Origin of the sequence: Sphingobium salicis subsp. salicis, from assembly GCF_049472635.1 — a bacterium.
In the GTDB taxonomy this organism is placed as follows: domain Bacteria; phylum Pseudomonadota; class Alphaproteobacteria; order Sphingomonadales; family Sphingomonadaceae; genus Sphingobium; species Sphingobium yanoikuyae_A.
This window is the reverse complement of sequence record NZ_JAYRCS010000001.1, coordinates 1,084,558-1,110,084: the sequence shown is the minus strand read 5'-3', so window position 1 is coordinate 1,110,084 and position 25,527 is coordinate 1,084,558. Positions and strand designations below refer to the sequence as shown.

Annotated in this window: 23 protein-coding genes; 13 read left to right on the top strand and 10 right to left on the bottom strand. The window is 64.6% G+C overall.

What is annotated here, in order from left to right; translation table 11 throughout:
• Positions 1-2 precede the first annotated feature (2 nt).
• Both VHN57_RS05385 and VHN57_RS05380 read right to left on the bottom strand, forming a co-directional pair.
• Entirely contained in the window at positions 3-3,182 is a 3,180-nt protein-coding gene (locus VHN57_RS05385; protein ID WP_004207583.1) for an efflux RND transporter permease subunit, read from the bottom strand.
• 3 nt (positions 3,183-3,185) lie between these two features.
• Positions 3,186-4,376 carry an efflux RND transporter periplasmic adaptor subunit gene (locus tag VHN57_RS05380; RefSeq protein WP_037516934.1) on the bottom strand — a complete coding sequence of 397 codons (1,191 nt, stop codon included), beginning with the start codon at positions 4,374-4,376 and terminating at the stop codon, positions 3,186-3,188.
• A gap of 116 nt (positions 4,377-4,492) precedes the next feature.
• On the opposite strand from VHN57_RS05380, the gene VHN57_RS05375 reads away from it, so the two are divergent.
• The gene (locus tag VHN57_RS05375; RefSeq protein ID WP_004207585.1) at positions 4,493-5,080 is read left to right on the top strand and encodes a TetR/AcrR family transcriptional regulator; all 588 of its coding nucleotides are present in this window, start codon (positions 4,493-4,495) and stop codon (positions 5,078-5,080) included.
• 47 nt (positions 5,081-5,127) lie between these two features.
• On the opposite strand, the gene VHN57_RS05370 is transcribed toward VHN57_RS05375, so the two are convergent.
• Positions 5,128-6,408, bottom strand: coding sequence for a Xaa-Pro dipeptidase (locus VHN57_RS05370; RefSeq protein WP_423283019.1), 1,281 nt, complete (start codon positions 6,406-6,408; stop codon positions 5,128-5,130).
• 227 nt (positions 6,409-6,635) lie between these two features.
• On the opposite strand from VHN57_RS05370, the gene VHN57_RS05365 reads away from it, so the two are divergent.
• The gene (locus VHN57_RS05365) at positions 6,636-6,806 is read left to right on the top strand and encodes a hypothetical protein (protein WP_169861321.1); all 171 of its coding nucleotides are present in this window, start codon (positions 6,636-6,638) and stop codon (positions 6,804-6,806) included.
• Between the two features lie 9 nt (positions 6,807-6,815).
• Here VHN57_RS05365 and VHN57_RS05360 read toward each other — a convergent pair whose 3' ends face one another.
• From VHN57_RS05360 to VHN57_RS05350, 3 genes are all read right to left on the bottom strand, one after another.
• On the bottom strand, positions 6,816-9,713 hold the full coding sequence (locus VHN57_RS05360; RefSeq protein ID WP_278985714.1) for a M16 family metallopeptidase: 2,898 nt from the start codon (positions 9,711-9,713) through the stop codon (positions 6,816-6,818).
• 145 nt (positions 9,714-9,858) lie between these two features.
• Positions 9,859-11,295, bottom strand: coding sequence for a DEAD/DEAH box helicase (locus tag VHN57_RS05355; protein WP_278985713.1), 1,437 nt, complete (start codon positions 11,293-11,295; stop codon positions 9,859-9,861).
• Between the two features lie 279 nt (positions 11,296-11,574).
• Entirely contained in the window at positions 11,575-12,045 is a 471-nt protein-coding gene (locus tag VHN57_RS05350; RefSeq protein WP_278985712.1) for a pyridoxamine 5'-phosphate oxidase family protein, read from the bottom strand.
• Positions 12,046-12,150: 105 nt separating this feature from the next.
• Here VHN57_RS05350 and VHN57_RS05345 point away from each other — a divergent pair, with 105 nt between their 5' ends.
• The 11 genes from VHN57_RS05345 (at position 12,151) to VHN57_RS05295 (ending at position 21,646) form a co-directional block, all read left to right on the top strand.
• Positions 12,151-12,729: a NifU family protein gene (locus VHN57_RS05345; RefSeq protein ID WP_423283016.1), complete on the top strand. Its 579-nt coding sequence runs from the start codon at positions 12,151-12,153 to the stop codon at positions 12,727-12,729.
• A gap of 88 nt (positions 12,730-12,817) precedes the next feature.
• The gene (tsaB, locus tag VHN57_RS05340; protein ID WP_278985710.1) at positions 12,818-13,444 is read left to right on the top strand and encodes a tRNA (adenosine(37)-N6)-threonylcarbamoyltransferase complex dimerization subunit type 1 TsaB; all 627 of its coding nucleotides are present in this window, start codon (positions 12,818-12,820) and stop codon (positions 13,442-13,444) included.
• Positions 13,441-13,923 (top strand): GNAT family N-acetyltransferase, encoded by a 483-nt coding sequence (locus VHN57_RS05335; RefSeq protein WP_004207594.1) that lies wholly within the window; start codon positions 13,441-13,443, stop codon positions 13,921-13,923. The genes tsaB and VHN57_RS05335 overlap by 4 nt, the downstream gene beginning before the upstream one ends.
• Positions 13,924-14,034: 111 nt before the next feature.
• The gene (locus tag VHN57_RS05330; RefSeq protein ID WP_278988652.1) at positions 14,035-14,460 is read left to right on the top strand and encodes a Ros/MucR family transcriptional regulator; all 426 of its coding nucleotides are present in this window, start codon (positions 14,035-14,037) and stop codon (positions 14,458-14,460) included.
• Positions 14,461-14,585: 125 nt separating this feature from the next.
• Positions 14,586-15,008, top strand: a complete 423-nt coding sequence (locus tag VHN57_RS05325) for a Fur family transcriptional regulator (protein ID WP_004207596.1) — start codon at positions 14,586-14,588, stop codon at positions 15,006-15,008.
• Between the two features lie 4 nt (positions 15,009-15,012).
• The gene (locus VHN57_RS05320) at positions 15,013-15,771 is read left to right on the top strand and encodes a lysophospholipid acyltransferase family protein (RefSeq protein ID WP_278988651.1); all 759 of its coding nucleotides are present in this window, start codon (positions 15,013-15,015) and stop codon (positions 15,769-15,771) included.
• 9 nt (positions 15,772-15,780) lie between these two features.
• Entirely contained in the window at positions 15,781-17,145 is a 1,365-nt protein-coding gene (miaB, locus tag VHN57_RS05315; RefSeq protein ID WP_423283012.1) for a tRNA (N6-isopentenyl adenosine(37)-C2)-methylthiotransferase MiaB, read from the top strand.
• 101 nt (positions 17,146-17,246) lie between these two features.
• Positions 17,247-18,248 (top strand): PhoH family protein, encoded by a 1,002-nt coding sequence (locus tag VHN57_RS05310; protein WP_010336027.1) that lies wholly within the window; start codon positions 17,247-17,249, stop codon positions 18,246-18,248.
• 24 nt (positions 18,249-18,272) lie between these two features.
• Positions 18,273-18,782: an rRNA maturation RNase YbeY gene (ybeY, locus tag VHN57_RS05305; RefSeq protein ID WP_278986587.1), complete on the top strand. Its 510-nt coding sequence runs from the start codon at positions 18,273-18,275 to the stop codon at positions 18,780-18,782.
• 69 nt (positions 18,783-18,851) lie between these two features.
• Positions 18,852-19,799 (top strand): hemolysin family protein, encoded by a 948-nt coding sequence (locus VHN57_RS05300; RefSeq protein ID WP_004207601.1) that lies wholly within the window; start codon positions 18,852-18,854, stop codon positions 19,797-19,799.
• Between the two features lie 404 nt (positions 19,800-20,203).
• Positions 20,204-21,646 carry a DUF2142 domain-containing protein gene (locus VHN57_RS05295; protein ID WP_423285981.1) on the top strand — a complete coding sequence of 481 codons (1,443 nt, stop codon included), beginning with the start codon at positions 20,204-20,206 and terminating at the stop codon, positions 21,644-21,646.
• On the opposite strand, the gene VHN57_RS05290 is transcribed toward VHN57_RS05295, so the two are convergent.
• Genes VHN57_RS05290 through VHN57_RS05275 form a run of 4 tightly spaced genes read right to left on the bottom strand, consistent with a single transcriptional unit; the run spans position 21,620 to position 25,391 of the window.
• Positions 21,620-22,261, bottom strand: a complete 642-nt coding sequence (locus tag VHN57_RS05290; RefSeq protein ID WP_278986585.1) for a phosphatase PAP2 family protein — start codon at positions 22,259-22,261, stop codon at positions 21,620-21,622. The genes VHN57_RS05295 and VHN57_RS05290 overlap by 27 nt on opposite strands.
• Entirely contained in the window at positions 22,239-23,654 is a 1,416-nt protein-coding gene (gene lpdA, locus VHN57_RS05285; RefSeq protein WP_010336022.1) for a dihydrolipoyl dehydrogenase, read from the bottom strand. The genes VHN57_RS05290 and lpdA overlap by 23 nt, the downstream gene beginning before the upstream one ends.
• 40 nt (positions 23,655-23,694) lie before the next feature.
• Positions 23,695-24,096, bottom strand: coding sequence for an acyl-CoA thioesterase (locus VHN57_RS05280; protein WP_004207606.1), 402 nt, complete (start codon positions 24,094-24,096; stop codon positions 23,695-23,697).
• A complete protein-coding gene (locus VHN57_RS05275) occupies positions 24,096-25,391 on the bottom strand; it encodes a pyruvate dehydrogenase complex dihydrolipoamide acetyltransferase (protein WP_278986582.1) in 1,296 nt (431 codons plus the stop codon). The genes VHN57_RS05280 and VHN57_RS05275 overlap by 1 nt, the downstream gene beginning before the upstream one ends.
• Positions 25,392-25,527: the final 136 nt, after the last annotated feature.

Below are 25,527 nucleotides of genomic sequence, written 5' to 3'. Positions count from 1 at the left end.
TCTTATGCCTCCTGCGGTGCGTTCGGCGTTTCGCCGTCGGCGTTACGCTGTTCTTCCCCTTCATGATGTTCGCGGAACAACCGCTTCACCACGGTGAAGAAGACCGGCACGAAGAAAATGGCGAGGACGGTGGCGGACAGCATGCCGCCGACCACGGCCCAGCCGATGGCGTTCTGGCCACCCGCGCCCGCGCCCTTGGACACGGCCAGCGGCAGCACGCCGAAGATGAAGGCGAAGCTGGTCATCAGGATCGGCCGCAGACGCAGCTTGCCCGCTTCCAGCGCCGCCTTGGCGGGCGGCAGCCCTTCGCGCATCTTCTCTTCGGCAAATTCCACGATCAGGATCGCGTTCTTCGCCGACACGCCGATGGTCGTGATCAGGCCCACCTGCAGATAGATGTCGTTGTTGAGGCCCGCCAGCGTCGCCGCGATCACCGCGCCGAGCACGCCGAGCGGCACGACCAGCATGACCGCGATCGGCACCGACCAGCTTTCATAGAGCGCAGCCAGACAGAGGAAGACGATCAGCATCGAGAGCGCATAGACATAGGGCGCCTGTCCACCGGAGGTCTGTTCCTCATAGGAAATGCCGTTCCAGGCATAGCCGATACCGGCCGGCAGCTTGGCCGCGAACTCTTCCATCGCCTGCATCGCGGTGCCGCTCGACACGCCGGGTGCCGGGGCGCCCTGGATGTTCATCGACGGCACGCCATTATAGCGTTCCAGACGGGCCGGGCCCTGGACCCATTCCGTGGTGGAGAAGGCAGAGAGCGGCGCCATCACGCCCGTGCTGCCACGCACATGATAGGCGTTGATCGCGTCGGCCGAGGTACGGAACGGTGCATCGGCCTGGACATAGACGCGCTTCACGCGGTCGCGGTCGATGAAGTCGTTGACATAGGATCCGCCCAGATTGGTACTGATCGTGTCATTGACGTCCGACTGGGCGATGCCCAGCGCACCGGCTGCGGCCTGATCGACATTCAGCTTCAGCTGCGGCGTATCTTCCAGGCCATTGGGACGGACCTGCGCCAGGCGCTTGTCGCCCATCGCCATGCCCAGCAACTGGTTGCGGGCTTCCAGCAGCTTCTCATGACCAAGATTGGCCTGATCGAGCAGCTGGAAGTCGAAACCGGACGCATTGCCCAGTTCCTGCACGGCCGGCGGCACGAAGGCGAAGGCCATGCCCGACGAGATCTTCTGGAACGCCATATTGGCGCGCAGGGCGATCGCGGGCACGCGATTGTCCGCACCCGACCGTTCATGCCAGTCCTTCATGCGGGCAAAGACGATGCCGACATTCTGGCCCTGGCCCACGAAGCCGAAGCCGGCGACCGTGAACACGGCCGAGACATTCTTCTTCTCATCGACCAGATAATGGTCGCGCATCCGGGCGAGGGCCCGCTCGGTCTCCTCCAGCGTCGTGCCCGCGGGCAGCGACACCTGGTTGATGATGATGCCCTGGTCCTCGTCCGGCAGGAAGCCGCTGGGCAGACGCAGGAAGATGAAGGCCATGCCAACCACCACCAGGCCATAGACCAGCATGGTACGAACCCAGCTGCGCTCGACCTTCTCGACGCCCTTGCCATAGCGCACCACGCCCTTGTCGAAGGTGCGGTTGAACCAGTCGAAGAAGCGGCCGAGGATCGAACCGATCGGCCCGTTCCAGCTATGCCCGTGCGAGGCGGGCTTGAGGATGGTGGCACAGAGCGCCGGGGTCAGGATCAACGCGACCAGCACCGACAGGATCATCGACGACACGATGGTGATCGAGAACTGGCGGAAGATGACGCCGGTCGAGCCGCCGAAGAAGGCCATCGGCAGGAACACCGCCGACAGCACCAGGCCGATGCCGATCAGCGCGCCGCTGATCTCGTCCATCGACTTCTTGGCCGCTTCCTTGGGGCTGAGCCCTTCATCCTGGATCAGACGTTCGACGTTCTCGACGACGACGATCGCGTCGTCGACCAGCAGGCCGATCGCCAGCACCATGCCGAACAGGGTCAGGGTGTTGATGGTGAAGCCGGCTGCGCTGAGGATCGCCAGCGCGCCCAGCAGAACCACCGGCACCGCGATCGTCGGGATCAGCGTCGCACGCCAGTTCTGCAGGAACAGGAACATGACGACGAACACCAGCAGCACGGCTTCGAACAGGGTATGGACCACCTGCTCCACCGACAGCTTGACGAAGGTCGAGTTGTCGACCGGGAAGTCATATTTGACCCAGCTGGGGAAATTCTTCGACAGCTGGTCGACGCGCGCCTTGACCGCTTCCACCGTGTCGAGCGCGTTCGCGCCCGGTGCCAGCTTGATGCCGAAGCCCGATGCCGGATGGCCGTTGAACTTCACGCCGAAACCATAGGTTTCCGCGCCCAGTTCGACCTTGGCGACATCCTTCATCAGCACGACCGAACCGTCGCTGTTGCTGCGCAGGCGGATATTCTGGAATTCCTCCGGCGTGCGCAGGCGCGACTGGGCCGTGACGGTGGCGTTGAGCGCCTGGCCCTTGGGCGAAGGCGAACCACCGATCTGGCCGGCCGACACCTGGGCATTCTGCGCGGTGATCGCCGACTTCACGTCGCCGGTGGTCACGCCCAGATTGGCCATCTTGTAGGGGTCGAGCCAGATGCGCATCGCATATTGCGAACCGAACAGCTGGGTATCGCCAACGCCGGTGACGCGGCTCAGCGGATCCTGGAGGCTGGACGCGATGAAGTCCGCCGCGTCCTCCTGATCATGGATGCCGTCGTCGGAATAGGCCGCCATGATGAGCAGGAAGCTGGACGTGGACTTGCCCACGCGCAGGCCCTGCTGCTGCACTTCCTGCGGCAACAGGGGGGTCGCCTGCGACAGCTTGTTCTGCACCTGCACCTGCGCGATGTCAGGATCGGTGCCCTGCTCAAAGGTCAGGGTGATGTTGAGATTGCCCGAACCATCGCTGGTGGACGAGAAATAGCGCAGATTGTCGATGCCCTTGAGCTGTTGCTCGATGATCTGCGTCGTCGTGCTTTCCAGCGTCTGGGCGTTGGCACCGGGATAGGTGGTCTGGATCGTCACCGCCGGCGGGGCGATTTCCGGGAACTGCGCGACCGGCAGCGACCGGATCGCGAGCAGGCCCGCCAGCATGATGACGATGGCGATGACCCATGCGAAGATGGGCCTGTCGATAAAATAGCGGGCCATGGCTTAGTGCGCCTCGCCCGCGTTCGACGCGCCTTGTGCAGCGGCCGGCTTCGCGCCGCCTTCAGGCGCAGTCACCTGTTGCGGTGCACCGGGCTTCACCACCGTGCCGGGGCGCAGATTGACCAGCCCCTCGACGATCAGCTGATCGCCCGGCTTCAGGCCGCTGGTGACGATCCACTTGTCGCCGATCGCGCGGTCGACGGTGACCTGGCGCATCTCGACCTTGTTGTCCTTGCCAACGACCATCGCCGTAGCCCGGCCGCGCGCGTCGCGCGAAATGCCCTGCTGCGGGGCCAGGATCGCCTGGGTGCGCTCACCCTCGATCAGCTTGGCGCGGACATACATGCCCGGCAGCAACAGGCCGTCGCCGTTGGGGAAGATCGCGCGCAGAGTGACCGCGCCCGAGCTGGAATCCACCGTCACGTCGGCAAATTGCAAGCGGCCTTCACCCGGATAGACGCTGCCATTGGGCAGGATCAGCTGGATGCGGGCGCCCTGCGCCTCGCTGATGCCGCCGGCCTTCATCGCCTGCTTGAGGTCGATTATCTGCGCGGCCGACTGCGTCACGTCGACATAGACACGGTCGGTACGCTGGATCGTGGTCAGCGGATCGGCCTGGCCGGTCTGGACCAGTGCGCCCGGCGTCAGCAGCGAACGGCCGATACGGCCCGAAATCGGCGCGCGGATGCGGGTGAAATTCTGGTTCACCTGCGCCGCCTGCACCGCGCCCTGCTGCGCCGCAACATTGGCACGGGCCTGCTGGGCCGCGGCCGCCGCGTCATCATATTCCTGCTTCGACACCGCGTTGATGCCGACCAGATCCTTGTAGCGCTGAGCCTGCAGCCCGGTCGAGCGGATCGCCGCCTGGGCATTGGCCAACGAGCCCTGGGCCTGGGCGAGCGCCGCGCGATAGGGCGCGTCCTCAATCTCGTAGAGCAATTGCCCGGCCTGGACAGTACCGCCTTCGGTAAACAGGCGGCGACGGATCACGCCGCTGATCTGCGGCCGGACTTCGGCCGTTTCAAAGGCCGAAATGCGGCCCGGCAGTTCGTTCAGCAACGGTGCCGACTCGGTCTTGAGCGTCACCACGCCCACGCTCGGCGGCGGCGGTGCGGGCGGCGCTTCCTGACCGCAAGCGCTCAGCGCAAGGGCCGAAACACAGGCCAGCAATCCGAAGAAGTTCCCCTTTTGCATCAATTTTCCCAATCCGATAAATATCGCAGGACCGGAATGAACGTTCATTCCGCTTGCCGCGCACCTAAGAAGCTGTCAGAGGGAATTCAAGAGAAAAACAATTTTCCGAGGGTAAAATGGTTGCAGCGCAGCATGAAAAAAGCAGTCGCGACCGTGTACTCGCAGCGGCGCGAGACCTGTTCAACAGCCATGGTTTCCACCAGACGTCCATGGCCGAACTCGCTTCCGCCGCACAGGTATCAGTGGGGCAAATATATCGGCTTTTCAAAGGAAAGGAAGATATCATCGAGGCTATCGTCCATGCCGACGCCGACCAGTGGGCGGAGGACGTTGATATCCTGCGCAAACGACTCGACAGTGGCGAGTTGAGCATCGACGATACGTTCGAGCAACTGATGCTGCACGTCATTGACGAAAAGGATGAGGCGCTGTCGTTCGACATCCTGGCCGAAAGCTTCCGCAATCCGACGGTCGGCGAGATGATCGGCACCATGTGCGGCCGTTTCCGCGACGATATTCGCGACTTTGCCTGCGCCGCCAATCCTGAGCTTTCGGGCGAGGCGCTGGACGGCGCGGAGGAGATGATCCTGGCCTGCATGTTCGGCCTGGGCCATCGCAGCCTGTCGCGCCCCAATCTCAGCCCGGAGGCGTCGGCCCGGCGCGCCGCCCAGATGATCGTGGCAGGCCTGAAGGCCGTGCGCTGATCGCAGCGAAAGCCGGTTCACACCGATCGTGAACCGGCAGCGGCGGATCACTCCACCAGTTCGCCGCCCTTCACCACGTCGCTGACATGCTGCAGCAGGGTGACGTCCTTGAGCGGATCGCCCTGGACCGCAACGATATCGCCATAACGGCCGACGGCGATCGCGCCGACATCGGCTTCCCAGCCCAGTGCCCTGGCGCCGCTGACGGTCGCCGCCTGGATCGCCTGCATCGGGGTCATGCCCCATTCGACCATCTTGGCGAACTGCTTGCCATTGTCGCCATGGGGATAGACGCCGGCATCGGTGCCGAACAGCATCGGCACGCCCGCCTTCACCGCCTTGCGGAACGTCTCGCGCTGGAGACGCCCGATCAGTTTCTCTTTGTCCAGGCTTTCCTGTTCAGTGCCATTGGCCGTGCCGGTCGCCAGGATATAATCGTCATTATAGATATCCATGTCGAACCAGGTCTTCCTGCTCGCCGCCAGCTTGATCGTCTCGTCATCGGCCAGGCTGCAATGTTCGATCGTGTCGATCCCCGCCTCGATCGCGGTGCGAATGCCGTCATTGCCATGGGCATGGGCCGCGACCTTGAGGCCCAGCATATGCGCCTCGTCGGCAATCGCCTTCATCTCGTCAAAGCTCAGTTGCTGGGCGCCGACCGCGTCGCCCAGCGAGAAGACACCACCGGTCGCACAGATCTTGATCACGCGGGCGCCATATTTGTGCAGCCAGCGCACCTTGGCGCGGCCCTCTTGCGGGCTGTCGACCACCGAAGGTTCCTTGCGATCCATCGATGGCGGCAGGCCACCGCCATCGCAATGGCCGCCGGTCGCGCCGATCGCATAGCCGGCCGGGATGATCCGCGGCCCAACAATCTGCCCTTCCTCGATCGCCTGCTTTAGGCCCACATCGGCGAAGTCCGCCGACCCGACATTGCGCACCGTGGTAAAGCCCGCCTTCAGCGTGATGCGCGCATTCTTGACGCCCACGGCCGTCCAGAAACTGTCAGTGTAACGCAGCCCCTGATAGCCGCCCACTTCCGCCAGGCTGGTCAAATGGACGTGCATGTCGATCAGCCCCGGCAGGATGGTCTTGCCCGACAGGTTGATATGACGGACGTCACTGCCCCAGCGCACGGTCCGGGCGTCGGCAATGCCGGTGATGCGACCATCGGTGATGAAGATAGCCGGATAATCGACCGTCTTGCCGGCCAGCACATCGACCATATGGTCCGCGGTGACGACCACCTGCTCGGCAAGCGCCGGCGCGGCAGCCAGCGACAACAGGATGGTGGTGGCCATGGCCGATGCCCGGACAGTCTTCAACATGCGATGCAAATCCCCCTGGGCGATCGATGTCCAGGCCGCGTATGGCCGGATCATCATTGCCCCAAGCCCCTGACCTAGCGACCAAAGCCCGCCAGCATCAAGGGCAAAGATGGATGGCGGCATCGCGCCGCCCACCCCCGTTTCACCCCCGTCCACCGCAAGCCCCTGCCCTGCTCGCAACCTGTTAGCGCCCCGGCCATTGGAGGATCAATCGAGGGAGGTATTTCATGGATCTGGAAGCGAATTTCGGCCGCGCCTATTTCGAGCAGCGACGCGACCGCAATCGCCAGTTGGCGGCGCGATCGGCCACACCGGCGCTCCGCAACATGCATCTGGAATATGCGCGGCTCTACGAGCAATTGCTGCAGGCGGAGGACGCGCAAGTCGCCTCCGCCTGATCCAGCCGCCTATTCGGCGGCGACGCCCTGTGGCAGCACCACCGCCGACCAGCTCTTGCCCGGCACCAGATATTTGGTGGCCAGCGCCTGGATATCGGCCGGCGTGACGTTGAGCAGATCCTGGCTCATGGTCTGCATCGCCTGCACATAGCGGGGATCATGGGTCGATCCCTCCATCTGCCCCATCCAGAAGGCATTGCCGGTGCTGGCGCGCATCAGCAACTGCCGCATCGGCGCCACCGCCCGTTGCAGTTCGTCGGCGCTGATCGGCGTCTTGGCCAGATCGGCCGCCGTTTCCTTCACGACGCTGTAGAAATAATTGACCCGGTCGGGCCGCACCTGGCTGGTCACCAAGATATAGCCGCCGCTATCATAGGAGAAGGGCCAGCTATTCTGCACGCTGGGCGAATAGGCCGCGCCCTCGGTCGAGCGCAGCTTGTCGAACAACCGGTCATTGAAGATCTGGGTCAGGATTTCGAGCTGGCGCGCCTCCTTCGTCAGCGCAAAGCCGCCCGAGGTCGGCCAGGCCATGACGGCAGCCGCCTGTTCCTTGTCGCCATCATGGCGCAGGATGACCGGCTGTTCGACATGGGCGGGGAAACGCTGCACCTTGTTCGCGGCCGGCACCGGCACGTCCGGGCGGGCCGGCATCGCGCCAAAGGTCGCCGCCACGGCCTGGATCGCTTCTTCGGCCTTCACCTGACCGAAAATCTGGATCTCGATCGGTCCCGAAGCCAGGATCGGCTCCCAGGTCTGGCGGAAGCTTTCGGGCGTCAGCGCGTTGATTTCCGCCTTGGACGGGGTGCGGAACCGCACATCCTTGTCATGCAGCAGCCAGTTGAGGTCGCGCCCCAGCACGCCATCGGGCGCGCGCGACATCGCGTCATAGGCGACCGAGGCGCCGGTCTTCACCCGCGCGATCGGCGCGGGATCCCAGCCGGGCTGGTACAGTTTGGCGGCGAACAGGCGCAACTGGTCCTTGTAATCGGCCGGGCGCGTCACCGCCTGCAATTCGAACGCGTCATCGTCGGTCGAAAACTGCATGCCCATGCGCCGGCCATTGGTCAGGTCGTCCAGTTCCCGCTGGCCCAGCTTGCCGATGCCGCTGGCCACCAGCGCATAATCGCCGGCCCAGCTTGCCACCGGCTTGGTGGGTGAAAAGGCCTGCTGCCCATGACCGAAGCGGACATTGATGCGCACCTTCTCGGTCTCCGCATCATTGGCAAACAAGGTCAGCTTGACGCCATTGGAGAAGGTGATGCTCTCCATGCCCTGCAACCCAACCGGCGTGCGCGACACGACCGTCGCGGACGCACCGAATTTGGGCAGGTCGTCCATCGTCACCGCCTTGTCGGCCAGCCGAGCATTGGTCGCCGCCTTGACCGGCGCGGCGAGCGCAGCAGCCAGCTTCTGGTCCTGCCCCGCCTCGACCTTGCCGGTGATCAGCATCGCCCGGAACACCCCGGCGGAAAAGAGGCGGCGGGTGCAATCCAGTATCTTCTGCGGCGTCATCGCCGGCTTGCCAGAACGGAAGATGTCGAGCGCCGCCTGCGGGCTGACCGTGGTTTCGCGAATGTCCACCGCGCTCACCAGATCGCTCGCCTGCTTCGCCCCGGCTTCCGTGTCGGCATTTTCGACCTGGATCGCCAGCGCCGTGTCGAGCTGCGCATATTCGCGGTCGATTTCCTGCTGGGTCGGCGGCGCGGCCTTCGCATCCTCGATGATCGCACGCACATCGGCCAGCGCCTTCTCCCAATTCTCGCCGGTGGGCGTGATGGTGATGAAGGTGCCGTCGGCCGACCGGCTGATATCCTGCTGGTCGACACCCGCCGCCAGGAAGCTGCCCCCTGCCCGTGCCGCCTGCTCCAGCCTTCGGCTGACGATCTGCAGCGCCAGCATGTCGGTCAGCTTGTCCTGATTATAGACGATCGTGTCGGCATGCGGCTTCCACGGACGCAGCCAGGCCATGGTGAGGCCCGTCGGCGAGCCCGGCTCCACCACGACGCTGGTGGCCGGCGCCTTGGGGTCCGGCTCGCCGAAATCGGGCTGCTCGGCGCCCTTGCCGCTATCCTGCCAGCTGGCAAAATTATCCTTGAGCAACTGTTCGGCCAACGCCGGGTCGATATCGCCGGCAATCGCAATCACCGTGTTTTCAGGGCGATACCAGCGCTGGTGGAAGGCTTCGGCCTTGGCCGCGGTCACCGCGTTGAGCGTCGCGACCGTGCCGATCGGCGCATGGTCGGCCAAGGCCTGGCCGGCGAAGAAATGCTGGCGGCTGGCATCGGAAATGCGCATCTGCGGCCCGTCGCTCTCGCGCCGTTCGGCCAGCACCACCGCCCGCTCGGCATCGACCGCGCTGTCGACGATATTGGGGTCGGTCATCATGCCGGCCAGGATTTTCAGGCTTTCGCCAAGGCTCGTCTGATTGGCCTGCGGCAGGTCGAGCGCATAGGTCGTGCCGGTCGGCGTGGTTGCGGCATTGCTGTCGCTGCCGAAGGTCACGCCCAGCCGCTGCCAGATGCGCTTCGATTCGCCGTCGGGCACATGGCGCGACCCGCGCATCGACAGATGCTCCATGAAATGGGCATAGCCCTGTTCATCGGGACGCTCCATCAGCGATCCGGCATCGATGCGCAGGCGGATCGACACCTGCCCCGGCGGCACGCCGTTGCGGCGGATGGCATAGCGCAGCCCGTTGGACAGCGTGCCGAACCGCCACGCCGTGTCGATCGGCACATCACTATTTTCGTAGAGCCAGGGGCGGATATCCGCCTGGCTGCCACCCGGCGCAGCCTTTGCCCCGGCGACCGAAGGATCGGTCCTGGCCGCCAGCGGCAGGGGAGAGCCCGACAGAAGCAGGGCAAGAATGGTGAGCGAAGCGGCCGAACGGCGAGAGGTCAAACGCATAGGCAGGGGAGCCTAACGGCATTTTCCTGAATGACCACTGACAAAGATGGTCACGCCGCGGCATCGGAGCATTGCGCGCGAAAGGGAACGCGCCAGTGCGGTTCGTTCCGGACGCCCCATGGGGGCGCCCGGAACGCCTTAGCTATTAGCCGCGCGGTGCGCCGGTGCGCTGGACCGCGCCCTTGTGCGTGCCGACGGCGCCACCGCCACCGCCGCCACCGCGACGACGACGGAAATTCTTCTTGGCGCCGGCACCATCGCCTTCGCCACGATGCGCGCCCTCGCCACGATGGCCCCCTTCACCCCGGCGAGCCTTGTCTGGCGCGCCGCGCTGGGCCTTCTGCCCTTCCTGATAGCGACGCTGGCCTTCGGCACGCTTGGCCTGCTGGGCCGGGCTCTGGCTCGGCCCCTTGCGCTGCGGCGCGGGCTTGGGAAGGTTGCGCACGGCCTCCAGGAAATTCTCCGGCAGGGGCACGATCTCGGGCTTCACCTTGGTCGCCCGCTCGATCGCCTTGAGGTAAGGCCGTTCATCATCCGCCACGAAGCTGATGGCGATGCCGTCCGCGCCGGCACGCGCCGTGCGGCCGATGCGGTGGACATATTGTTCCGGCACGTTCGGGATTTCAAAGTTGATGACGTGGGACACGCCCGACACGTCGATGCCGCGCGCGGCGATGTCGGTCGCGACCAGCAGCTTGCAATGGCCATGGCGGAACGCCTGCAGCGCAGTGGTGCGCTGCGCCTGGCTCTTGTTGCCATGGATCGCGAAGGCCTGGATGCCCGCACCCTCCAGGAAGCGCACGACGCGGTCAGCGCCATGCTTGGTGCGGGTGAAGATCAGCGCGCGGTCGATCTCCTCGGTCTTCAGCACGATATGCAGCAGCGCCTGCTTCTCCGCCTGGTTGACGAAGGTCAGCTGCTGGCGGACGCGCTCGGCCGTGGTCGACTGCGGCGCGACGCTGACCTTGACCGGATCATTGAGGAACTGGCCGGCCAGCGCCTCGATCTCCTTGGGCATGGTGGCCGAGAAGAACAGGTTCTGGCGATCGCGCGGCAACAGCTTGGCAATGCGCTTCAGGGGATGGATGAAGCCCATGTCCATCATCTGGTCGGCTTCGTCGAGGACGAAGATTTCCGTGTCCTTGATGGTGAAGGCGCGCTGGTCGATCAGGTCAAGCAGACGGCCGGGGGTGGCGACGACGATGTCGACGCCGGCCGACAGGGCACGGATCTGCTTGTTGACCGGCACGCCGCCGAACACGGTTTCCACCGACAAGCGCAGGAAGCGGCCATAGTCGCGGAAGCTCTGGGCGATCTGGGCGGCCAGCTCGCGGGTCGGCGACAGCACCAGCATGCGACAGCCCTTGATCGGCGTCGGCTTGGGATTGCGCGCGAAATAGTCGAGGCTGGGCAGAGCGAAGGCTGCGGTCTTGCCGGTGCCGGTCTGGGCGATGCCGCACAGGTCGCGGCCTTCCAGCAGGACCGGAATGGCCTTTTGCTGGATCGGCGTCGGCTCGGCATATTTCTTGGCGGTAAGCGCCTTGATGATCGGCTCGGAAAGACCAAGTTCATTGAAATGCATGAGAAACTCACAAGTCGGCCGGGCGCCAACCTGTCTGCGGACGCAGCAAGGGCGCAAGGCGGGTTAGGAAACGCCCCGCGTGAATAGGGAAGCCTCAAGCTTGGCGCAGACTGTCATTGGCCGGTTCCCAGGGCCTGTCAGAGCCAGGAACGATCACGCTGCCAATCGCTATCGGGCCCCAAGGGCCATGCTGCGCTGCCGCACATATGGGGCAAATGCCGCCGAAAAGCAAGCGGCCACGGGATTTCGCCCGCGGCCGCCCAACATCATGTCAGTCCTTTAGAGGTTGACCTCGGCATGCTTGTCGCGCAACTCCGCCCGAACATCGCCGCCGAACATCATCTTGAACACGCCGCCGATCGACAGATCGGCGCGCCAGATTTCCGCCGTGCCAAGATCAAAGCGCAGCATCAGCAGGTTGGGATCCTGCCGTCCGCCCGGATACCAGGCCTCGACCTGCTTCGACCAATAGCGGTCGATCACCGCCTCGTCGGTCTCCGGCACCAGCGTGCCGTTGATGCAGGCGAACAGATAATGGTCCTTCGCCGCGAACTGCGCCATCGCCGGGCCGCCGGGCGCCAGCCGATTGTCGCGACTGGTATAGAACCAGAAGCAATGATCGGCATCCTTGTCCAATTGCGCGGTCATCGGCACGCTGTGCGCATGGCTGCCCTGCAACCCCACCATCAGGAACGGGCTGCTCGACAGATCCGTCCAGAAACGTTCGCGAATATCCTTGTCGTCGCTCATCTTTCCATCTCCTTATCTGGGGCTTCATCAAGGGAAATGGCCCGACGCCGCCGAAGTTCCGTTTGACCGCTTGATCTCTCGCGCGCGCGTCGCCACATAGCGGCCATGCTGATCGAGACCGAACTCACGCCCAATCCGGCGACTGTCAAATTCCTCCCCGGCCAGGCCGTCATGGGTGCTGCAGGAACCCGCGACTTTGCCAACCCTGAAGAGGCGGAAGCCACGCCGCTGGCCGATGCGCTGTTCGGCCTGGGTGACGTGACTGGCGTCTTCTTCGGCGCCGACTTTATTTCGGTGACGATCGCGCCGGGCGCCGAATGGAGCGACGTGAAACCGGAAATCCTCTCGATCCTGCTCGACCATTTCTCGGCCAACATGCCGCTGTTCGCCGCCGGCACCGCCGCGGGCTTCAGCGTCCCGGCCGAAGAAGAGGCTTTCACCGATGACCCGGAAGATGCCGAAATCGTCGACCAGATCAAGGATTTGATCGAAACCCGCGTGCGTCCGGCCGTGGCCAATGACGGCGGCGACATCATCTATCGCGGCTTCGACAAGGGCACCGTCTATCTGCGCATGCAGGGCGCCTGCGCCGGCTGCCCCTCCTCCTCCGCAACGCTCAAGAACGGCATCGAGCAGCTGCTCAAACATTATGTGCCGGAAGTGACGGAAGTCCGCGCGGTCTGACGCTGCGATGACCGGATTTGGCAAATCGCCCCGGATCGATTAACCGCAGCCATATCCATATCGGCACCGCGGCTTCGGGGGAGTGAATTTGCGCATATTGGTCATCGACACCGCCACACAGGCGCTGTCCGTTGCGCTGCTGGAAGACGGCCAGCCAATCGGCCATTTTCATGAAATCGTCGGCCGCGGCCATGCCGAGGCGCTGCTGCCCGCTATCGCCGCGCTGCCCGATGGCGGGCGCGCCGATGCGATCGCGGTCGATGTCGGGCCGGGCAGCTTCACCGGCGTGCGCATCGGCATCGCCGCCGCCCGCGCTTTGGCACTCGCCTGGTCGGTGCCGCTCCATGGCTATAGCGCCTTTTGCCTGATCGCCGCGATGGCGGCGCTCGACCATCGGGATGACCCGGTCGCGGTCACCATCACCGGCGGCCATGGCGAACTCTTCTGGCAATTGTTCGAGGCCGATGGCCGCACCGCCACGACCCAGCCCGCCTCCACGCCGATCGCCACGCTCGCGACCCAATTGGACATGGCGCAATTTTACGGCACCGGGGCCGAGGCGCTGGTCACCGCGCGCGGCGACGGCACCGCAATTGCCCTTTATCCCGAAGCTGCGCGCTACAGCCTGATTGCAGAGCTGCCACCGCTTGCCCCCTCCCCGCTCTATGGCCGCGAGGCCGACGCCAAGACGATCGCGGAGCGCGCCGCTTCATGATCCCCGCAGGCCTGACGCTCGACACCTATGATGAGGGCGAGCGCAATGCGCTCGCCGACGCCATGGAAGTTATGACCCGCGCCTTCGACCCGCTGTTCGGCGAGGCCTGGACCCTGCCCCAATTGTCGGGGGTCATGACCATGCCGGGCACCTGGCTGACCGTCGCCCATGTCGATGCGGCCCCGCTCGGCTTCGCCCTGGTCCGCTCCGTGCTGGACGAATGCGAACTGCTGCTGCTGGCGGTCGATCCGCTATGGCGTGGCCGTGGCATTGGCCGGTCCCTGCTGGGCCACAGCCTGACGCTGGCGCGTCGCCGCGGCATCACGTCGATGAACCTGGAAGTCCGCGCATCGAACATGGCGGTCAAACTTTATGAGACTATTGGTTTCGAATATGTACATCGTCGCCCCGGTTACTATCGGGGCAATGATGGAAAGCTTCATGACGCTTTGAGTTTTCGCATCGACATGCTTGTTTAAGGCAATCTTCTCTTGCGAAGGCAGGCCACAGGGTCTAGCCAAGATATACCGCTCTGAATCCATTTCCTCAGGCGGGTCGCACAATAGAAGCCTTTGCAGGAAACAAGAAAAATGGAAAACGAATCGGCACAGAGCGAACTGCTCGTCACTCTGACCTCCGACATTGTCGCTGCGCACGTCTCGAACAACAGTGTTGCTGTTTCCGACGTCGCAACCCTGATCCAGAATGTTCATGCCGCGCTGACCGGTCTTTCGACCCCGGCGCCCGCCCCCGAAGTCAAGCCGGAACCGGCTGTTTCGGTGCGCGCATCGATCAAGCCGGATTACATCATCTGTCTGGAAGACGGTAAGAAGCTGAAGATGCTCAAGCGTCACCTGATGACCCATTATCAGATGACCCCCGAAGATTATCGCGCCAAGTGGGGCCTGCCGGCCGATTACCCGATGGTCGCCCCCAATTATGCCGAACAGCGCCGCTCGCTGGCCAAGAAGATCGGTCTGGGCACCAAGCGCCGCCGAACCCGTGGCGAGAAATAAGCGCCCTTTTGCGGTATTTACCTATTGCGAAAGGGGCGCATCGACGATGCGCCCCTTTTCCGTTGGAACAAAAGCGGCTAGGCAATGTCCGACTTTTCCATTTTTGAAGCGAGCCAGCCCCCCGCATGAACCGCAAGATCGACGTCGAAGCCCTTTGCCACGAAAAGGGCCTGCGCATCACCGAACAGCGCCGGGTCATCGCCCAGGTGCTGAGCGACGCGACCGATCACCCCGATGTCGAGGAACTGCACAAGCGCGCATCCACCATCGATCCGGGCATCTCGATCGCCACCGTCTACCGCACCGTGCGCCTGTTCGAGGAAGCCGGCATTCTGGAGCGCCACGATTTTGGCGACGGCCGCGCCCGCTACGAAGCCGCCCCGGAATCGCATCATGACCATCTGATCGACGTCGAAACCGGCAACGTCATCGAATTCGTCGATCCCGAACTGGAACTGCTGCAGAAGCAGATCGCCGAAAAGCTCGGCTTCCGCCTGGTCGACCACCGCATGGAACTGTACGGCGTCGCCCTCGACCGCAAGGACTGACGCCTTGGCGCCACTGCGCCGGGCAGGCCGCATCGCCGCCCTGCTGGGCAGCCTGCTGCTCTGCCTGCCCCCGCACCTCTTGTGGCGCCTGCTTCGCCGTCCATCCCCTTGGCCACGCCGCTTCCTGGGGATGGCGGCCCGCTCGGTCGGCGCCCGCGTCCGGGTGGAGGGTCGCCCGGTCGACAGCGACATGTTCCTGGTCGCCAATCATGTCAGCTGGATCGACATTCTCGCCCTGGCTGACGCCACCGGCGCCGCCTTCGTCGCCCATGACGGCATTGCCAGCTGGCCGGTGATCGGCTGGCTCGCCGCGCAGAACAACACATTGTTCGTCTCGCGTGAGAAACGCGGCAGCCTGTCGGGCCAGCTCGATGCGCTGCGCGCCGCGCTCGCCGGTCACCAGCCGGTCGCGCTTTTTCCGGAAGGCACGACCAGCGATGGCAGTGGCCTGCTGCCCTTCAAGCCCTCGCTGCTCGCCGTGCTGATGCCGCCGCCGCGCGCGGTGATGATCCAGCCGGTCCATATCGATTATGGCGCAGCCACGGCAGAGATCGCCTGGCATGGCGACGAACCCGCCGGCGCCAACGTCAAACGGCTGCTGGAACGCAAGGGCCGCCTGCCCGTCACCATCCGCTTCCTGGAGCCGTTCGACCCGGCCAGTTGCGCCGATCGCAAGATATTGGCGGCCACCGCGCACCAGCGGATCGCCGCAAGCATTGCTGCGCACCTGCCACCTTCCTCTTCGGGCCAAGCGCCTGTATAGCTGGACGGCATGAATCGTAACGACGCCCCCGAACATAAAGCCGGCAAGGGCCCGGCCACCTTCCAGGTCAAATCCTTCGGCTGCCAGATGAACGTCTATGATGGCGAACGCATGGCCGAAATGCTGGGCGAGCGCGGCATGACCGCTGCTGCCGATGGCGCAGAGGCAGACCTCGTCATTCTCAACACCTGCCACATCCGCGAAAAGGCGGTGGACAAGGTCTATTCCGACATTGGCCGCCTGACCCGCGAGGATGGCACGCGCCCGATGATCGCGGTCGCCGGCTGCGTTGCCCAGGCCGAAGGCGGCGAGATTCAGCGCCGCGCCCGCAATGTCGACATCGTCGTCGGCCCGCAGGCCTATCACCGCCTGCCCGATCTGATTGGCAAGGCGCAGCGTGGCGAGGATGCGGTCGACACCGACATGCCGGCCAATTCCAAGTTCGCCGCTTTGCCCGGCCGCACCAAGCAGGCCCGGCCGACCGCCTTCCTGACGATCATGGAAGGCTGCGACAAATTCTGCACCTATTGCGTCGTGCCCTATACCCGCGGCGCGGAAATCAGCCGCAGCTGGACCGCGATCCTGGATGAGGCCAAGGCGCTGGTCGATGGCGGCGTGCGCGAGATCACCCTGCTCGGCCAGAACGTCAACGCCTGGACCGGCGAGGATGATCGGGGCCGGATGCAGGGCATGGACGGCCTGGCCCGCGAACTGGCGAAGCTGGGCGGACTGGAGCGTATCCGTTACACCACCAGCCACCCCAACGACATGAGCGACGGCCTGATCGCCGCCCATGGCGACGAGCCCAAGCTGATGCCCTTCCTCCATCTGCCGGTGCAATCAGGCAATGACCGTGTCCTCAAGGCCATGAACCGCAGCCACACGGTCGACAGCTATCTGCGCATCATCGAGCGCGTGCGCGAGGCCCGGCCGGACATCGCCCTGTCGGGCGACTTCATCGTCGGCTTCCCCGGCGAAACCGACGCAGAGTTCGAAGATACTCTCAAGATCGTCGACCAGGTGCGCTATGCGCAATGCTATTCCTTCAAATACAGCCCCCGCCCCGGCACCCCGGCGGCGGACATGGATCACCAGATCCCGGCCGCAGTGATGGACGAACGGCTGGCCCGGCTGCAGGCCGCGATCAACCGCCATCAGGTCGATTTCAACAGCGCCACGGTGGGCCGCACCACCAGCATCCTGCTCGAACGCAAGGGCCGCTATCCCGGCCAGCTGATCGGCAAGACGCCCTGGCTGCAATCCGTCCATGTCACCGCCCCCGAATATGGCATTGGCGACATGGTCGATGTCGATATCATCAGCGCCGGCCCAAACAGCCTGGCCGGCGAAATCAGCAGGAGGAAAGCCGCTTGAACCAAAGCCTCGTCATTCCCGCACAGCCGGGAAGCCATCTCCCCGACCCACGGCGCCTGCCGGTCCTTACGAGATGCATGACGAGCCAGGGAGGCTTTTGAATGGGCAAGAAACCGCACCATCCCCGCACCGACATTGCCGAGCGCGCGCGCCTGGAAGTGACGTTCGAGAAGCCGCATCTTCTGGGTGCGCTGTTCGGCCAATATGACCAGAATCTGGTCGCGATTGAGAACCGGCTTGGCGTCTATATCGCCGCGCGCGGCAACAAGCTGCAGATCGAGGGCGAGGCCGAAGCCGCCGCCCGCGCCCGCGACGTAATGACCGGCCTCTACAACCGCATCGTCGCCGGGCAGGAAATCGACAATGGCGCAGTCGAAGCCGTGATCGCCATGTCGGCCGAACCGACGCTGGACGGCATCATCCGCCATGACGTCGCCGAACCGCCCAAGGTGATGATCCGCACCCGCAAGAAGACGATCGTTCCGCGCTCCGCCACTCAGGTCGCCTATATGGAGGCGCTGACCCGGAACGACATCATCTTCGCGCTTGGCCCGGCAGGCACCGGCAAGACCTATCTTGCGGTTGCTCAGGCGGTGAGCCAGCTCATCACCGGCAGCGTCGATCGCCTGATCCTCTCCCGTCCCGCCGTCGAGGCGGGCGAGAAGCTCGGCTTCCTGCCCGGCGACATGAAGGAAAAGGTCGATCCCTATCTGCGGCCGATCTATGATGCGCTGCACGACACGCTGCCGGCCGAGCAGGTCGAACGGCGGATAGCCAGCGGCGAGATCGAGATTGCGCCGCTCGCCTTCATGCGCGGCCGGACGCTCGCCAATGCCTTCATCGTGCTGGACGAGGCACAGAACACCACCATCGCCCAGATGAAGATGTTCCTGACCCGCTTTGGCGAAGGCAGCCGCATGGTCATCTGCGGCGATCCCAAGCAGGTCGACCTGCCGCAACCCGGCATTTCGGGCCTGGCCGACGCGGTCGCGCGGCTGGACGGGGTCGAGGGCATCGCCATGGTCCCCTTCGGCATTGGCGACGTCGTGCGCCATCCGGTGGTCGGCCGCATCGTCCAGGCCTATGAGGGGCCGGATGCCTAAATCTTCACAACGGATCTCAACATTATGATCGAAGTCGCTGTCCTTCATGAAGAAGGCTGGCCCGGCACGGACTGGGAATTTCTCGCGCAACAGGCGGTTTCGGCCGCCATTGCGCACAGTCCCTATGCCGCCTTCGCGACCGACTCCACCCTCTATGAAGTCGCGGTCAAGCTGACCGACGATGATGAGGTGCATCAGCTCAACCGCGTCTATCGCGAGAAGGACAAGCCGACCAACGTCCTGTCCTTCCCGATGGTGCAGGAAGACCTGCTGGAAGTGACGGCGAACACCGATGATGGCGAGGTTCTGCTGGGCGACATCGTGCTGGCCGAGGGGGTCTGCGCCGCCGAAGCCGCGGAAAAGGGCATATCGGTTGCCGACCATGCCACGCATCTGATCGTCCACGGGACTTTTCATTTGCTTGGATATGACCATATGGACGACAATGAGGCCGAGGCGATGGAAGCGCTGGAAATCCGCGCACTCCTCAGCCTTGGCCTGGCCGATCCCTATGGGGATCGGGACAATGGTTGATCATGCTTATTCGGATCCGGTCTATCACCGGCTTCGACAATGTTCTGAAACAGGGGAATAGGAAGAAAGATGGCTGAAGGCAGCCCGAAGGATAGCGCCGGTTCCAAGGAAGCGGACAGTAGTAACGAGGGCGGTTTATGGAGCGGCCTGAAGTCGCTCCTGTTCGGCGAGAATGAAGCCCCCAGCCTCCGCAAGGAACTGGAAGAGGCGCTCGACGAATATGATGAGGAAGAGCAGGAAGAGGGCGCGGCCCCGCCTGCCAAAGGCGATCTGTCCGCGATCGAGCGGCAGATGGTCCGCAACCTGCTGCATTTTTCCGAACATACGGTCGACGACGTCGCCCTGCCCCGCGCCGACATCGTCGCGATCGAGGAAAAGGCGAGCTTCGCCGAACTGGCAGAACTGTTCGCCGAGGCCGGCCACAGCCGCATCCCGGTCTATCGCGAGACGCTCGATACGATCGTCGGCATGGTCCATATCCGCGATGCCTTCGCGATCCTCGCCGGCAAGGCGCCGGTGCCCGATACGCTGGCGCCGCTGATCCGCCAGCCGCTCTATGTGCCCGAAAGCATGGGCGCGCTCGACCTTCTTGCCGAAATGCGCGCCAAGCGCACCCATCTCGCCATCGTGCTGGACGAATATTCGGGCACCGAAGGGCTGCTGACCTTCGAGGATCTGGTCGAGGAAATCGTCGGCGAGGTCGAGGACGAGCATGACGACGCGCCCGAAGCGATGCTGGTGCCGCTGGAAGGCGGCATGTGGGATGCCGACGCCCGCGCCGAACTGGACGATGTGGCCGAGGAAATCGACCCGCGCCTGGGCGAGATTGAGGAAGATGTCGACACGCTGGGCGGCCTCGCCTTCGTGCTCGCCGGCCGCGTCCCCGAACCGGGCGAAATCATCCCGCACGAACAGAGCGGCTGGAAACTGGAAGTCCTGGCCAGCGACGGCCGCCGCGTCACCCGCCTGCGGCTCCACCCGCCGGTCGAACAGGAACTGGAAGCGGAAGAGGCCTGAGGGTAAGGCCTTCGCCACGGTGATGATATTCAGTGGCGAGCAGACGTTCCGCCATTCCTCTCCCGCCTACAGGAGAGAGAGGGGCCCGCACCGAAGGCGTGGGAGGGTGAGGGTCTTCTGGAGTCAGCAGCCCTCATCCAACTTCGCCTAGCCGGCTTTGCCAGCAAGGCTTCGTATCCTTCTCCCGCCAGCGGGAGAAGGAGTGTTAGCAGTTGGCCATTAGTCTCGCTGCCCTTGTATCGTCGCTGCGAGTACGGATAGGCACTTCGAGATCGCTGCCATTCAACCTTCGTCTTTCGCATCGCAAAATGTTAACGGGGCATATCTAGGGCGTATCAATATTCAACCGAACGGCGGGCATGCGCAGCGAGCGATCTTCTTTCAGGCACCATCCTTATGCCGACATGGCGATCGCCGCGCCATGGTCGCGTCTCGAACGGATAGTGTTTCTTGCGATCTGCCTCGCGACGTTGTTCTTCGCGCTCCTGACACCTCCTTTCCAGGCCCCGGATGAGAACCAGCATTATATGAAGGCGCTGGCCCTGTCGCAGGGCCAGGTCGTGATGCAAATCCAGGGCGACCGGATCGGCGCGGAACTGCCGCGTGCCGCGGTTGAGCTGCATGCTCTCGATTTCCCGACCGAACCGGACGGCCAACGCCACCGCTATGACAAGACGATGATCGACCGCGCCTGGGCCGCCGACGCCGCTCGCCCCGGCACGGGCTTTGCCGAATTTCCCAATGTCGCCAGCTATGCGCCAACCCTCTATACCCCCGGCGCCGTCGGCCTCGCGATAGGCGACGCGCTCGGCCTGCCGCGCATCGGCGCCTTCTATGCCGGCCGTATCGCCAATGCGCTGACCGCATTGCTCCTGCTCGCCGCCGCGCTGCGCCTCATCCCATTTGGCCGGATGGCGCTGCTCGGCACCGCGCTGCTGCCGACCTTCTGCTACCAGATCGGCTCGCTCTCGCCCGATGCGGTCATCAACGGTATCGGCTTTCTCGGCCTCGCTCTGGCACTGCGGATCGGCTTCATGGCGCCGGACCGTGCCAGCGCAGCCGCCACGCTCGTCACCGCGCCGCTGCTGGCGCTGGCCAAGGGCGTCTATCTGCCGCTGATGGCCGCCGGCCTGCGCTGGCCAAGCCGCGCCGGCCTGCTTCGCAACGCCCTGATCCTTGGCGCAATGCTGCTGGGCGCTGTCATCTTCGCTGTCTGGATGAAGGCCAATGGCGGCAGCCAGGCGCTCTATCACATCACCTCGCGCAAGACCGGGGAGAGCGTGCTGACCGCGCCGCTGGCGCAGCAACTCGCCGTGATCCTGGCCGATCCGGCCGGCTATGCCCGGATCCTCGTCTCCAGCATCGTCGAGCGGGCACCAGTCTATGCGCTGCAAATCGTCGGCCGCTTCGGCTGGAACGCGATCCTGCTGCCGCTGCTCGCTTACCCCCTTGCCCTGCTGATGCTTGGCAGCGCCGTGCTGAGCGGATCGGGCGTGCGCTTCGGCCTCGGCCAGCGGCTCTGGTGGCTGGCGATCGCGCTCGGCACCGCGCTGCTGATTGAAACCGCCATGTATCTCACCGGCACGCCGCTCGGCGCCGATTATGTCCAGGGGACGCAGGGCCGCTATTTCCTGCCGCTGCTGCCGCTCGTGCTGCTGGCATTGATGCCGGCCGATCCGCTGCGGGGCGCCCGCCTGCTCTGTGCCAGCGCAGGCCTGGCTCTGCTGCTGGTGGCTATGCTCAGCGCCTGGGACAGTTTCTGGGTCCATGGCTTCGTTACCGCCGACGGCATGCCACCGCACAGCAGCATCGGCCGGGCCTTACTGCTGCCCTCGCCGCGCTGGTAGCCAGACCGCGCACAGCACAAGCCAGCCTAGCCCTTCGATCCATCCGGCCATCACGTCGCTCGGCCAATGCACGCCCAGCCACACCCGGCTGGCGCCGATCAGCGCGATCATCGCCCCGCCTGCACCATAAGCCCAGCGTCGGCCGGCCAGCATCGCCAGCGCACCGAAGAACATCATGTTCCCCGCCGCATGGCCGCTGGGGAAGCTGTAGCTATGCACGATGTCGAGATGCGGCAGCAGGTCGGGCCGGGGCGCGGCGAAAATCTGTTTGAGGATCAGGTTGAGCAGCGTGCCGCCAATCTCCACCCCGGCAAACCACAAGGCCGCCGCGCGCCGTCCGGTGAAGACCAGCGCCCCCAGCACGACCAGCGACAGGATGATGCGGATCGCGGTGCCGCCGATCGCCGAGGCGAGCCGCATGACCATGGTCACATGCCCGCCCAGCGCCGTCTCGCGCCCCTGTCCGGCCCAGCCCATCAGGCCGATGTTCAGATCGTCGAGCAGCCCATTGCGCTGCGCCAGCGCAATTCCCAGCACGCAAAAAAGCGCGAGGATGAATATCCCCGCGCCCTTTGCCAGCGTCTTTGGCCGATCAGATATGGAGCGCACGCCCATAAGCGGCGAGCACGCTTTCATGCATCGATTCGGAGATGGTCGGGTGCGGGAACACCGTCTGCATCAGTTCGGCCTCGGTGGTCTCCAGCGTCTTGCCGATGGTATAGCCCTGGATCATCTCGGTCACTTCCGCGCCGATCATGTGGGCACCCAGCAGTTCGCCGGTCTTGGCGTCGAACACGGTCTTGGTGAAGCCCTCGGCCTCGCCCAGCGCGATCGCCTTGCCATTGCCGATGAAGGGGAACATGCCGACCTTGACGTCGTAGCCCGCTTCCTTGGCCTTGGCTTCGGTCAGGCCGACCGATGCGATCTGCGGGTGGCAATAGGTGCAACCCGGAATGTTGCGCACGTCCATCGCATGCGGGTGGACATCCTTGTTGCCCAGCGCCTGCGCGATCGCCTCGACCGTGGTGACGGCTTCATGGCTCGCCTTGTGGGCCAGCCATGGCGGCGCAGTGACGTCGCCGATCGCCCAGATGCCGTCGACATTGGTGCGGCCATAGGCGTCAGTCTTGATGTGGAAGCGCTGGTCGGGCTCGACGCCAACCTCTTCCAGACCGATATTCTCGACATTGGGGACGATGCCGATCGCCACGATGACATGGCTATATTCGGCGGTGATGTCCTTGCCGGCCTTGTCCTTGATGGTCGCGGTCACGGCCTTGTCGGTCGCGGCGATCTTCTCGATCTTGGCGCCGGTCAGGATGGTCATGCCCTGCTTCTTGACCGCCTTCTCCAGGAAGGCCGAGACATCGGCATCCTCGACCGGCACGATCCGGTCCATCATCTCGACCACGGTCACGTCAGCGCCCATGTCGTTGTAGAAGCTGGCGAATTCGATACCGATCGCGCCCGAACCGATGACCAGCAACTTGGTCGGCATTTCCGCCGGGGTCATGGCATGGCGATAGGTCCACACGCGCTTGCCGTCAGCTTTCAGCTGTGGCAGGTCGCGGGCGCGGGCGCCGGTCGCGACGATGATATGCTTGGCGGTCAGTTCTTCGCTCTTGCCGTCCTTGGTGACGGTCAGCTTGCCCTTGCCGGTCAGCTTGCCATCGCCCATGTGGACGGTGATCTTGTTCTTCTTCATCAGGTGCGTGACGCCCTGATTGAGCTGCTTGGCGACGCCGCGCGAACGCTTCACCACCGCCTCGATGTCGGCGCTGATCTTCTCGGCAACCAGGCCATAATCCTTGGCATGCTGCATATAATGGAAGATTTCGGCCGAACGCAGCAGCGCCTTGGTCGGAATGCAGCCCCAGTTGAGGCAGATGCCGCCCAGATTTTCGCGCTCCACGATCGCGGTCTTGAGGCCCAGTTGCGCCGCCCGGATGGCGGCAACATAGCCGCCCGGGCCGGAGCCGAGGACGATCAGGTCATAGGTATCAGCCATGGTCTCTCTCGCTATTCGATATCTTGGTCAGGCCGCGCCCTTATTGAGCAGGCAGCGGCGGCACGGAACGGGGCTGGCGATCTTCACCGATCGCCACGAAGGTGAAGGTCGCCTGGGTCACGCGATAGGATCGATCGTCGTGACGGGCACGGCGCCACGCCTCGACATCGATCTTCATCGATGTGCGGCCGACCGACTTCAGCGTCGCGAACACCGACACCTCATCGCCGACGATGACCGGACGGTGGAAGGTCATGCCCTCCACCGCGATCGTCACCGCACGGCCGTGGCTGTAGCGCGCCGCAACCGAACCCGCAGCCGAATCCATCAGGCTCATCAGCCAGCCGCCGAAAATATCCCCATGGGGATTGGTATCGGCCGGCATGGCGATGACGCGCACCGCCGGGCTATGCTCCGGCGGCTGCTCGTCGATCTTCGCCATCAGGCCAGCATGCCCAGCGGATTTTCGATGAGTTCGCGGAACGCCTTCATCAGACGGGCGCCGTCGGCACCGTCGATGGCGCGATGGTCGAAGCTGCCGGTCGCCGACATCACGGTCGCGATCTGGAGCGAGTCATCGACCACGAAGGGACGCTTCTCGCCCGCGCCGATCGCCATGATCATGCCCTGCGGCGGGTTGATGACGGCTTCGAACTGCTTGATGCCGAACATGCCCATGTTCGACAGCGACGCGGTGCCGCCCTGATATTCGCTCGGCTGCAGCTTGCCGGCCTTGGCGCGATCGGCCAGGTCCTTCATCTCGTTCGAGATGGCGGCGACGCCCTTGATGTCGGCGCCGGTGACGATCGGGGTGATCAGGCCACCGGGGATCGACACGGCCACCGAAATGTCGGCGCGCTTGAACTGCAGCATCTGGTCACCGGCGAACTGCACGTTGCACTCGGCCACCTGCATCAGCGCGACGCCCAGCGCCTTGATCAGCAGGTCGTTGACCGACAGCTTGACGCCACGGCCCGACAGGCCGGCGTTCAGCTCGCCGCGCAGCTTCAGCAGCTTGTCGAGCTGGATGTCCACGGTCAGGTAGATGTGCGGCACCTGCTGCTTGGACTCGGTCAGGCGGCGCGCGATCGTCTTGCGCATGCCGTTGAGCTTGATGACGTCGTGCGGGATGCCGAAATCCTGCGCGGCAGCGGCGGCGACCGGTGCCGGGGCAGCGGCAGGCGCGGCAGCGGCCGGCGCAGCGGCCTTGGCCGGCGCAGCAGCGGCGCCATCCAGGTCGGCCTTGACGATGCGGCCATTGGGACCCGAACCGGCAACAGCGGCCAGGTCGACGCCCTTGGCTTCGGCCAGGCGACGGGCCAGCGGGCTCGCCTTCACGCGGCCTTCCGCCGGAGCGGCGGCAGGCGCAGCCGCCTTCGCCGGCACCGGATCAGCCTTGGCGGCGGGGGCGGCGGCTTCGGCCTTGGCGGGAACCGCATCAGCCTTGGGCGCGGGGGCAGCGCCACCGCTGGCGGCGGCTTCGGCGACATCCTCGCCCTCTTCGGCGATGATCGCGATGACGGTGCCGACCTTCACGCCCTCGGCGCCTTCCGACACCAGGATCTTGGCGACGGTGCCTTCATCGACCGCTTCGAATTCCATGGTTGCCTTGTCGGTCTCGATCTCGGCGAGAAGGTCGCCGGACGATACCTTGTCCCCTTCCTTGACCAGCCACTTGGCCAGCGTGCCCTCCTCCATGGTGGGGGACAGGGCAGGCATCTGGATCGTCTTGCTCATGCGTTCGGGGCCTCTTCTTGATTATCTGGCACGCGCCGTTTCGGAGCCCGTTTTCACCCTTTGGCCGGAACGGTCAAGGCCACGCCTTGCGCAAGGGCCCATAATGCCCCACATTTCACCTCGTTGGTTCGTCGGG